We start from the raw sequence: 9,721 nt of genomic DNA on the forward strand, positions 1-9,721 counted from the left end.
GACTCAAAAGGTTTACATGACTTTCAAAGGTAGTCTCAGCTTTCCTTTTGCGCTTCTATCTTCCGTCCAACTCACGTCAGATTTAAGGGGGTTCTGGTGCCACTGAAGAGATTTATGACAAAGTAGTGCAACTTCTCAATTTGCCGGACAAGGTGTTAGAGATTTTACACGGAAGCACCTCGCAAACTGAGGTTGAATACCGACTGGCTTGGAGTCGGACTTACCTCAAAAAGTATGGATTGTTGCAAAATTCGACACGGGGAGTTTGGTCTTTAGTCGCCGAAGAATCGAACCAGCTTGTGGCTTTTTTGATCGCTACCGTAGAGCGAGAAATCCCGATTTACACGCTGAAAAACTATGCATTTGTGCATGATCTTTGGGTCGAGCCAGAATTTCGTCATGCCGGAATCGCTCGACAGATTGTAGAGGCAGCGATCGCGCACTTCACCCAACTGGGCATTTCCCAAATTCGACTCGACACAGCAATAGCAAATGCTGCCGCTCGAAAATTGTTTGAGAACTGCGGCTTTAGAGCGAGTACGATCGAACTGCTAATCGAACTCAGGAATGAAGGCTAAGTTTTCTGTCTAGATGATGGTTTACTCTTGATTCAGGGGCATTCTGAAAACGACTCAAATTCTTAGCCAGCATCATCTATGTCACCTCGGATTGTTTTTGTAGAACCCTTGCTCGCTCAGGTTCCTCCCAAGACCGCTAAAACCAAATCTTCTTCCAGCGCAGCTTCTAGCCCAGCCGTTACTGACTCTGGGCAACAGATTTGGATGGCAACCTCAGGTGGACTGTTTTTGCTGCTCGTTTTCTTGGGCATCTTTTCGACTCTGCAAGCCAGCAAACTCAAAAAGCAGGTGAAATTTGAGACGTTTAAAAATCGCGAACTAAAAAAGAAGCTTAAATATGCCGTTGAAATGATCGGCAAAATGGAGCGTAACCCCGATCTGATCCACTCGCGTGAGTTTAACCTCGACTATCTGAGAATGCGAATGGCAGAAGAAGTGTTTCACTTTGCGATCGTCAACCAGATCAAACTCAGAGTCAAAGACAAAATCACGCTGGCACTGCGCGCAAACCCGACCAATCAAGCTGAGATCGGCATTGCCAGCACCGGGCGACAGGTCGATGAAGTCTTCGACTTAGAATATGAGGCCGGAGATGGAGTCAACAAAGGCTCAAAGCGCGTATTGTTCCGCGTTCAAATCAAGATTCTCAAACTGCCCACTCAGCCGACTTCGGTCACGATTAATCAAATTATTGACTGCTTCGAGACGTTTCTCAGCCCAACTCACGAAAATGACACTTGGCAACCTGCAATTCAAGGACGGATCGCCAACATGCATTGGGATCAGAAGGCAAAACCAACGCCTTTGTTGGTGTTAGAGCAGACGCAAGAAGGCTCCAACGTGACCTTTAGAACCAATCGGATGGCGGGTAAGTAGAGGCAGGACATGTCGTGCCTCTACATAGATCTGTCGGGTAATCAAATTAGATAAGGTTACGTTTCTGTATGCTTCTCGATCGCCGTGCTAGAACAGAGCTATAGCGTTAGGAATACTACAGTGAGCTTTGTAACTGCATTAATTGGTGCATTGTTTATCTTGTCGCTGAATGGGTTGAAGATCGATCGAGAATATCAGCGCGGCGTAATTTTTCGACTCGGACGCACCAAAGGCGTGATGGGGCCTGGCATGTATTGGATTATGCCATTCGTCGATCAAAAAGTGCAGATCGACGTGCGAACAAAAACCGTCAACATTGAGCCACAAGAAACCGTTACTGCTGATAGCGTTACCATCAAAGTCAACGCTGTTCTCTACTACCGCATTCTTGATCCTTCTAAGGCAATCAACAAAGTCGAGAGCTATCAAACCGCCGTCTATCAAGTGGCAATGACCACTCTGCGAAACGTTGTCGGACAAAATATTTTGGATGACGTGCTGCAAAACCGCGACAAAATCAACGTCAAAGTGCAAGAAATCGTCGATGAAATCACAGAACCCTGGGGAATCGTGATTGAGCGAGTTGAAACCAAGGATGTCGAGATTCCGCCCACGATGCAGCGGGCAATGGCAAAAGAAGCCGAAGCCATTCGAGAAAAACGTGCCCGCATCATTAAAGCTGCTGCCGAACAAGAAGCCTCTGCAAAACTTGCCGAAGCGGCTCGAATGATTAGCGCTAACCCCATCGGATTAGAGTTGCGCCGTTTGCAAATGCTGACTGAGATTGGGGCAGAAAATAACACGACCACGATCGTCATGGTGCCCTCCGATTTTGTAAATTTGGCACAGCATTTTACCCAACCCCAGCAACTCCAACAAAATGGTTCTACATCTAATCTTCAGCCCTTTAACCCAGAGGTGATTCTCACACCCAAAACTCCTCAAGAAATTGACGTTGAGTGAAAATAAAGCTATCTGAAGAAAAAACTCCCTGAGTGAGGAAGTACGGTAAACTCCACTACTGACGGCTGCGCGATCGACGATACGATCGAGTCAAGCAAAAACTATTCATAGGAGCCATTCCAGGATGCAAGGAACCCACGATTCAGCCAAGCGCAGGTTGCTATCCTGCCTGTCTCATGGAGCCATCTTTTTTAGTACGACAATTTTGTCAGTGGGTGTGCCGATCGCCATCACCTTCATCTCAGACGATCCCGTCGTTCAAGCCAACGCCAAAGAATCGATTAACTTTCACTTTAATGTGTGGTTTTGGGGCATTTTGATTCTGATTCCATCGCTGTTGACGTTTGGGTTGTTGGGGTGGATTCTGTTTCCGCTGGGCTATGCAATTCACTGGGGTTTGACGATTTGGGCACTAGCTCACTGCTTCACCAAGCCCGATGAGCCATTCCGCTATCCCTTCATCTTCCGCCTTCTGTAGACCTTTTAACAGGACTCTTGGCTATGGTTTCGACCGCCCTGACTGCCAAAGATTTAGAAAAGCTCCAGTCTGAGCATCCTGACCTGCGGATGGAGTTGGTCGAGGGAGACATTATTGTCATGAGTCCATCGGGTTATGAATCGGATGAGGTGGCGTTTGAGTTTGGTCGTCAGTTGGCGAACTGGACGAAGCCTCGTAAGTTAGGACGCGTTACAGGTTCGAGCGCAGGATTTGACCTTCCAAATGCAGATGTCCGATCGCCCGACGTTTCGTTTGTGTTTGCGGAGCGTCTACGGCGTAGTCCGCGATCGTTTGCCGCGATCGTGCCTGATCTGATGGTGGAGGTTAAATCTCCAAGTGACAGCGTTAAAAAGCTAAGAGACAAAATTCAGGACTTTCTCAAGTTAGGTACACGGGTTGGAACTTTTATTAACCCAGAAAACCAAACGGTAGAAGTCTATCGCACTGGGCAACCACCGGAAACTCTGCGAGATGGAGACGTGCTTACATTGCCCGATCTGCTACCGAGTTGGGAAGTGAAAATTTCCGATTTGTGGTCGCCTGAGTTCGATTAATGTCAATTCAATGAGACTGAAAGAGCGATCGTCCTGGTTGGGACGATCGCTCTTTTAGTCTCTAGCTCCCTCTCTTTGGGGAGAGGGCTAGGGTGAGGGTAAATCCACAATCCCTAGTAGTAATAGTTTTGCTGCTGCATCTGCTGTGGGTTAGGTGCAAACGCTAACCACATCGGAAATTGCAGCATTGCTAGACTAATCATCTCTTCGGTTTCATCAATCACAATCAGAGGCAGCAAGCCATCTCTGACCAATCGATCGGCTTTCATTGCCAGCGGTTCTGGAGTCTCAAATAGAGTTAAGCCGCGATCTGAGCCAAAATCACTCCTCGAAACGCCCAGACAATCTTGCAAGCCGCGTCGCCACTCACCTAAACGTTCGGGAGAGTTGGCGAGAATCAGCGTGCGGAGACGATCGCCATAGATCTGATACAAAATCGAAATCACTGCCGATGACACCAAAATATTTTGCAGCCGTGAACCCATCGTGCGAACCGCACCCCGTCCGCCTTGCGTAAAAAACCAGTTAGAAACTCGCTCGGCGTGAATTGGCTCAAAGGTACGTCGCAGTTGCCAAACCGGGCCATAATAGTCGGGCTGATTGCGAAACTGATCAATGAGATGACGAATTTTCTTGGTTTGCTCTTGAAAACTTTGTTCGGCAAATCTAGGAGCTGATGGCGTTTGGGATTTTTCTTCAACGATCGGCGCTACCATTCGTTCTGGCTCTCTCGGCTTTTCTAGCTCTAATCGTTCTGCTGCTAGTGCCAAATCTTGCAAACTGCCCACTAAATAATCTTTAAAGCTCTGCACTCGAATGGCGATATCTTGCGAGGTTCCGGCAAAAGTTGTTCGCATTTCGTTGCGAATGCGTTCTTGACGACGCTCTAATTGCTCGATCGCGATTTGCAGCGTTTGCCGCCGATAGTCTAAGTCACCTAAGCCATCTTGAACGAGCCTTCCCAATGCTGCCTGAGCGTCTAGAGTCTGTTCTTGCAGTTGACTGCGAACGGTTTGCAGTGACGCAATATCTTGTTTGAGTGCCTGTTCTTGCTGTTTTAAATCCGCAATTTGCTGCGCCAAATTTTCGATTTCTGGCTCAGAGATTGACGCTTCAATCAGTTCAGATTGCGTCATGTCAGCAGCCGATGCTAATGGCATTTCCTCGATCGCGTCAGGGGCTTGGGTCGGCAGTTCGTCAGAATTCATAGCGCGTTCAGTCTAGAGATTAAAGGATCGGAAGAATACAGTGAATTGCGTCTGTACTTTACAGGAAATCAGGTGTCAGCGTTTTGGTTTTTAGGAAAGCGCTGTTCTAAACAAGTCCGCAAGGTTTTTGGATCGAAGATAATCGGTAGAAAGTGAATGCTTTTAACTTCTTTGAAATAAAATAAAATTGGCACGGGCGACCAAAAGATTTCCCAGTTTTGCCACTCTTGATAGGGAAAGCGACGAATCAATGTCTCGCCTCGATAAATGTCTAGTGCCGTGTCGGTAAACCTCAGACGCAACATCACGGTCTGAATCAGCAAAAACAGACTAAAAAGCGCGATCGCCAAACTTACCCAGACTTGCACAAACAGCAACGGCACCGCCGCCAACCCCAGACTGATCGGAATCGTGTAGCTCGGAGTTAACTCGATCGTTTGATTAGAACTCGCAGCAGTAGTCAAAATGGTTACTCTCATAATTTAGGTCACTTCAGTTCCTATTTTAGAGACGAATCCGACAGAGAGTCAGTTTAGCGAGCGACTCGGTGAGGAAATTCTGAAGAGATTAGGGGCTAGAGGCGATGAGTGAGGCGCTAGAGAGTTATCCTAGTCAGGGATTTGAGGTGATAAGCATGACTTGGACACGACCTGACGATCGACAACCTGATCAACTTCGACCCGTCTCGTTTGAGCGGCGATTTACCAAATTTGCAGCCGGATCGGTACTAGCAAAGTGTGGCGATACACAAGTCTTATGCACCGTGAGCATTGAGCCGAAAGTGCCCAAGTTTCTCTTTGGCAAGGGGGAAGGGTGGCTGACCGCGGAATATCGGATGTTGCCCGGAGCCACGCCTGAACGCCAATCGCGAGAGTTTCTCAAACTGTCGGGTCGCACCCAAGAAATTCAGCGGTTGATTGGGCGCAGTTTGCGATCGACCCTCGATATGCAAGCCTTGGGCGAACGCACCATTACGATCGATGCCGATGTCTTGCAAGCCGATGCCGGAACCCGCACCACCGCAATCACTGGCGGATTTATCGCCCTTCAGGATGCGATCAATCATCTGCTAGAAAGTGGAGAATTGACGCGATCGCCGATCGTTCATCAAGTCGCGGCAACTTCGGTAGGACTGATTCAAGACCAAGCCTTTTTAGATCTCAATTACGATGAAGATGTGATTGCAGATGTCGATTGCAACATCGTGATGAATGAGTCATTTGGTATCATTGAAGTGCAGGGAACGGCTGAGGGAGAAAGTTTTAGCCGCAAGCAACTCGATCAAATTATGGATGTCGCTGAGAAAGGAATTCGAGAACTGCTAGCGTTGCAGCGTCAAGCTCTTGGGCAATAGGGTTGCGAATTCTTTGAGAACGGTGAATCATGTTGATAGGTCAGATCAAGTCTGACTGCCGCAAATTTTAATACCTTTAACCTACTGATTTGGACTGGACATGTCTTACCAAGATCATCTGACGGTTAACAGTGAGCTAACTGTCCTCAACTCTGTACAGAAGTGGTTTGAGCAATTTTGGTTTCAGCATCATTCGCCGATCGCCCGCCGCGATCACCAGTTGTATCATTTAAACCTCGCCCTAGCTGAGGGGTTTACGAATGCAGTTCGTCATGCTCACTGTGGTCTATCAACTGAGACTTCGATCGAGATTGAGGTGATGTTGAACGACGATCGCATGGAGATTCGCATTTGGGATTGGGGACAGCCGTTTGACCCTAACAAGCTTGAAGAACCCGAACCGGGAACGCTGCGAGAAGGGGGTTACGGTTGGTTTTTGCTGCGGCGATTGACTGATCAGGTGAGTTACGATCGACAAGGGCAACGCAACTGCTTACTGATTGTCAAATACACCAACAAAAGCGGCTGACTACTCAACTCGATAGATCTCTAACTTCAGGAAAAATTGCAGATAGAGAAATCTCTTCACTGGTAGTCTGTTATACCTTCCTCAAGAAGCAGAATATATTTACTAAGCGCTATTTGGAGATCGTTAGCGTTCATGAAAAAGATTCTGCTCCTCGGTTTGCTGTTGGGATTAGCTGCCTGTAGTCGATCGTCCTCTCATGAAAAACTGGTCAAAAGCCTACAAAGCATTCAGTCTTGGACAGCAACCGCTCAAATGGTGGGAGAGACCTGGCAGCAAGGCACTGTTCCCGACGCTTACGCAGAGCAAACGCTGAAAAAGAGCCAAGAAGAAATCGCTGGAGAAACAAAAGATCTCACTGAATCTCTACAGCAGCAGACTCAGCAAATTCAACAAACGCTTCAGCAACTGACGGTAGCCATTGAGCGTCATCAGAAAGACGCGATCGCTGCTCCACTTCAGCAGCTTTCAACTCATTATCAGCAGTTAGATGCCACTCTCAAAGCTCAGGAAAAGCAGCCATGAAAAAGCTTTTAGAAATTGCCCTGGGCATTGTGACGAGCATTGGCGGATTTCTGGATGTGGGCGCGATCGCCACTGCTGCCGAAGCGGGAGCTGGATTTGGATTTCAGTTAATTTGGGCGATCGTTCTAGGCACGATTTGCGTGATCTTCTTGGTCGAAATGTCGGGTCGTTTAGCCGCAGTCAGCAAACATACTTTAGCGGATGCGGTGCGTGAACGGTTTGGGTTTAATTTCTACATCTTCCCCCTCGTTGCCGAAATCATTGTTGATTTTCTGATTCTGGGTGCTGAGATTGGCGGCGTTTGTATTGCTCTACAGTTAATCACCGGAATTAGCTTTCAGTGGTGGGCGATTCCTGTCGCGTTTGCCATCTGGCTACTGTTGTGGAAAGGCACTTTCGGTCTCATCGAAAACGGAATTTCTGTTCTGGGTCTGATCACATTAGTGTTTGTCGTGGCAACCTTCAAACTGCATCCAGTATGGACTGATGTGGCTAAGGGACTTTTGCCAACTGTACCTCAAGAAGACATAACACACTACTTATTTATTGCGGTCGCCATTCTCGGTGCATTGATCAGTCCCTATCTATTTTACTTTTACTCATCTGGGGCCGTAGAAGACAAATGGGACACCGGATACTTAGGAGTTAATCGCGCTGTTGCTGGGCGCGCGAATCACACTTTTTCTGATCTCTCGAACCGTTTGTTCCAGGTCTTTTTGAGCGCGAATCAGTTGATTTTGAATCTCCGATCGTCGTTGATTTAACGCCTGACGTTCCTTATTTAAACTCGCCAAGGTCGCTTTACCTCGTGCTTGCTGTTGGGCCACTTGTTCTTGGGCAACGCGCCCAGATGCCTGACTGGGGTTGAGTGCGGCTTGGGTGTGGTTGAGTTTTGCCTCGGCGGTTTGGACGGCAGATTGTTTTTGCTTGAGTTGCAGTTCAGAAATTGCCCCAGTCCCTGCCAAGCCTTGATAGCGCGTCAGTTCATCTTGAGCCGATTCTAGGGCCACTTTCGTTTCCTGAAAGTCAGCTTGGGTCGTGAGTTGGCGCTCGTCATACCCCCGTTGATATCGATTGATTTCAACTTCTGCCGCCGTTATGACGCGATCGATCAACTGCGACTCTGCCAGAATTTGGCTGTCCATTGATCTCACTTGAGCATCTAGTTGAGCAAGCTGAAGTCGGCTTTGTTGAATGCTGTTTTGCAATTGGCTGGCTTGAATTTGCAGTTTGGTGTCATCCAGGTAGGCGATCGCGTCTCCCTCTTTGACTTCCTGGTTTTCTGTGACAACAATTTGTTTGATGCTGCCTTCCGTCATGGACTGGACAAGTCGTAACTCACCGACTGGACGAATTGTCGCATTGGCTTTGACCGCAATATTGTATTTCACGGTGGCAGAGAGGATGACAGAAATACTAATGACACCCATTAATAACAGTCCACCTAGAGAGATCCAGCGCTGGATTTGGGGTAGAAATTCATCACTTTTAATCGTGCGAATGCTGTCAGGATGCGCTGTGTTAAGCATAGTCATTTACCTGATAAAACAACAGTAAAGCCGGAGTCTGTGTAAGGGCATGGCACTGCCGTGCCCATTGGCGTTGCTAGTAACCGATATGATTGAATTCACAATCCTAAGGATTCACAAGCGCCGAATCGGCAGTATAGAGCAACTCTAAGTGTTGTCCGACATGGGCCAACACCTCCGATCGTGACCCTTGTCGTTTTAATTGACCTTGTTCCAGCAAAACAATCCAATCGGCGCGTTGAATCACCGCCGGACAGTGGCTAATCAGAATCGTCGTTTTGCCTTGGCGGTGTTAGAACAATCGATCGAGCAACGCTGCTTCGCTAATAGGGTCTAGTCCCGACGTGGATTCATCCAAAATTAGAACAGGCGGGTTATTGAGTAGGGCACGGGCAATAGCAAGGCGTTGCCGTTGTCCACCAGAAAAGTTAGTCGCAAACTCGCCGAGAATGGTTTGATATTTGTTCGGTAAATTGCTGATAAACTCGTCGGCTCCAGTCGTTTGGCAAACTCTAACAATTTGCTCAAAGTCTGCTTCGGGTTGCCCCAGACGGAAATTTTCTAGAATCGATCGATTCCAAAAATGGGCATCTTGCGGCACCAACACCACCTGACGGCGCAGGCTATCGAGAGCCAGATCTTGAAGGTTGTAGGCATCAATCCGAATGTTGCCTGTTTGAAGGATATAAAGTCCGGCAATCAGTTTAGACAGAGTGCTCTTGCCACAGCCCGATTGACCAATCAACGCCGTCACCTGCCCGCCAGGAATTTGCATCGAGAAGTTGTCTAGTAAGTCCGATCGTCCGGGGTAGTCAAAGTGCAAATTTGCACAAACGATGGCTGCATCTGGAGGCGTTGAGTGGCTGCTTTAACGCGGGTAATTCATCCACCAAAGAGATCACGGTGATAATTAGCTGCAAAAAGTTATCATTCAGCGCTTTGAAGGCCAACAGTTGTCCAACACTAAAATTTTCTGCTGGATGCATGGCTAAGGACTCGTTCGTAAATAAGTTACCGATTTTAGGTTACTATCTTGAGTGTTGTGATGTCATGAGAGAAAAATAAGACCCGCGACTCGCGGACTACGGATGCGAGAACTGTTTTTGTTG

General features: G+C 47.8%; 12 protein-coding genes and 2 pseudogenes. 9 read left to right on the forward strand and 5 right to left on the reverse strand.

Annotated features, from left to right (window positions below; all coding sequences use genetic code 11):
* Positions 1-107: 107 nt before the first annotated feature.
* The 5 genes and pseudogenes from C7B65_RS26145 to C7B65_RS26165 all read left to right on the forward strand — a co-directional run.
* Positions 108-578 (forward strand): annotated as a pseudogene (locus C7B65_RS26145) (GNAT family N-acetyltransferase); the annotation flags it as partial.
* A gap of 78 nt (positions 579-656) precedes the next feature.
* A complete protein-coding gene (locus C7B65_RS26150) occupies positions 657-1,454 on the forward strand; it encodes a hypothetical protein (protein WP_073075270.1) in 798 nt (265 codons plus the stop codon).
* A gap of 120 nt (positions 1,455-1,574) precedes the next feature.
* Entirely contained in the window at positions 1,575-2,417 is an 843-nt protein-coding gene (locus C7B65_RS26155) for a slipin family protein (protein WP_073075271.1), read from the forward strand.
* A 124-nt stretch (positions 2,418-2,541) separates the two neighbouring features.
* On the forward strand, positions 2,542-2,895 hold the full coding sequence (locus C7B65_RS26160; protein WP_073075272.1) for a DUF4870 domain-containing protein: 354 nt from the start codon (positions 2,542-2,544) through the stop codon (positions 2,893-2,895).
* A 23-nt stretch (positions 2,896-2,918) separates the two neighbouring features.
* Positions 2,919-3,470: a Uma2 family endonuclease gene (locus C7B65_RS26165; RefSeq protein ID WP_073075273.1), complete on the forward strand. Its 552-nt coding sequence runs from the start codon at positions 2,919-2,921 to the stop codon at positions 3,468-3,470.
* A 113-nt stretch (positions 3,471-3,583) separates the two neighbouring features.
* On the opposite strand, the gene C7B65_RS26170 is transcribed toward C7B65_RS26165, so the two are convergent.
* Complete coding sequence (locus tag C7B65_RS26170; protein ID WP_073075274.1) at positions 3,584-4,678, reverse strand: DUF3086 domain-containing protein; 1,095 nt, start codon at positions 4,676-4,678, stop codon at positions 3,584-3,586.
* Between the two features lie 68 nt (positions 4,679-4,746).
* Entirely contained in the window at positions 4,747-5,142 is a 396-nt protein-coding gene (locus C7B65_RS26175; RefSeq protein WP_244913301.1) for a DUF3119 family protein, read from the reverse strand.
* Positions 5,143-5,312: 170 nt separating this feature from the next.
* Here C7B65_RS26175 and rph point away from each other — a divergent pair, with 170 nt between their 5' ends.
* From rph to C7B65_RS29055, 4 genes are all read left to right on the forward strand, one after another.
* A complete protein-coding gene (gene rph / locus C7B65_RS26180; RefSeq protein WP_073075280.1) occupies positions 5,313-6,032 on the forward strand; it encodes a ribonuclease PH in 720 nt (239 codons plus the stop codon).
* Between the two features lie 100 nt (positions 6,033-6,132).
* Positions 6,133-6,561 (forward strand): ATP-binding protein, encoded by a 429-nt coding sequence (locus C7B65_RS26185; protein WP_073075276.1) that lies wholly within the window; start codon positions 6,133-6,135, stop codon positions 6,559-6,561.
* A gap of 132 nt (positions 6,562-6,693) precedes the next feature.
* A complete protein-coding gene (locus C7B65_RS26190) occupies positions 6,694-7,083 on the forward strand; it encodes an AcaB family transcriptional regulator (protein WP_073075277.1) in 390 nt (129 codons plus the stop codon).
* Positions 7,080-7,847: an Nramp family divalent metal transporter gene (locus C7B65_RS29055; protein ID WP_317615851.1), complete on the forward strand. Its 768-nt coding sequence runs from the start codon at positions 7,080-7,082 to the stop codon at positions 7,845-7,847. Before C7B65_RS26190 ends, C7B65_RS29055 begins: the two co-directional genes overlap by 4 nt.
* A gap of 108 nt (positions 7,848-7,955) precedes the next feature.
* On the opposite strand, the pseudogene C7B65_RS29845 reads toward C7B65_RS29055, so the two are convergent.
* The 3 genes and pseudogenes from C7B65_RS29845 to C7B65_RS29065 form a co-directional block, all read right to left on the reverse strand.
* Positions 7,956-8,618 (reverse strand): annotated as a pseudogene (locus C7B65_RS29845) (HlyD family secretion protein); the annotation flags it as partial.
* Positions 8,619-8,718: 100 nt separating this feature from the next.
* The gene (locus tag C7B65_RS29060; protein ID WP_223257530.1) at positions 8,719-8,859 is read right to left on the reverse strand and encodes a hypothetical protein; all 141 of its coding nucleotides are present in this window, start codon (positions 8,857-8,859) and stop codon (positions 8,719-8,721) included.
* Positions 8,860-8,904: 45 nt separating this feature from the next.
* The gene (locus C7B65_RS29065) at positions 8,905-9,435 is read right to left on the reverse strand and encodes an ATP-binding cassette domain-containing protein (RefSeq protein ID WP_223257531.1); all 531 of its coding nucleotides are present in this window, start codon (positions 9,433-9,435) and stop codon (positions 8,905-8,907) included.
* Positions 9,436-9,721: the final 286 nt, after the last annotated feature.

The sequence above is a fragment of the Phormidesmis priestleyi ULC007 genome (assembly GCF_003003695.1).
Taxonomy (GTDB): domain Bacteria; phylum Cyanobacteriota; class Cyanobacteriia; order Leptolyngbyales; family Leptolyngbyaceae; genus Phormidesmis_A; species Phormidesmis_A priestleyi_A.

Coding starts and splice junctions, on each gene's coding strand:
- C7B65_RS26150 (WP_073075270.1), top strand. CDS start 657: ATGTCACCTCGGATTGTTTTTGTAGAACCCTTGCTCGCTCAGGTTCCT.
- C7B65_RS26160 (WP_073075272.1), top strand. CDS start 2,542: ATGCAAGGAACCCACGATTCAGCCAAGCGCAGGTTGCTATCCTGCCTG.
- C7B65_RS26165 (WP_073075273.1), top strand. CDS start 2,919: ATGGTTTCGACCGCCCTGACTGCCAAAGATTTAGAAAAGCTCCAGTCT.
- C7B65_RS26170 (WP_073075274.1), bottom strand. CDS start 4,678: ATGAATTCTGACGAACTGCCGACCCAAGCCCCTGACGCGATCGAGGAA.
- rph (WP_073075280.1), top strand. CDS start 5,313: ATGACTTGGACACGACCTGACGATCGACAACCTGATCAACTTCGACCC.
- C7B65_RS26185 (WP_073075276.1), top strand. CDS start 6,133: ATGTCTTACCAAGATCATCTGACGGTTAACAGTGAGCTAACTGTCCTC.
- C7B65_RS26190 (WP_073075277.1), top strand. CDS start 6,694: ATGAAAAAGATTCTGCTCCTCGGTTTGCTGTTGGGATTAGCTGCCTGT.
- C7B65_RS29055 (WP_317615851.1), top strand. CDS start 7,080: ATGAAAAAGCTTTTAGAAATTGCCCTGGGCATTGTGACGAGCATTGGC.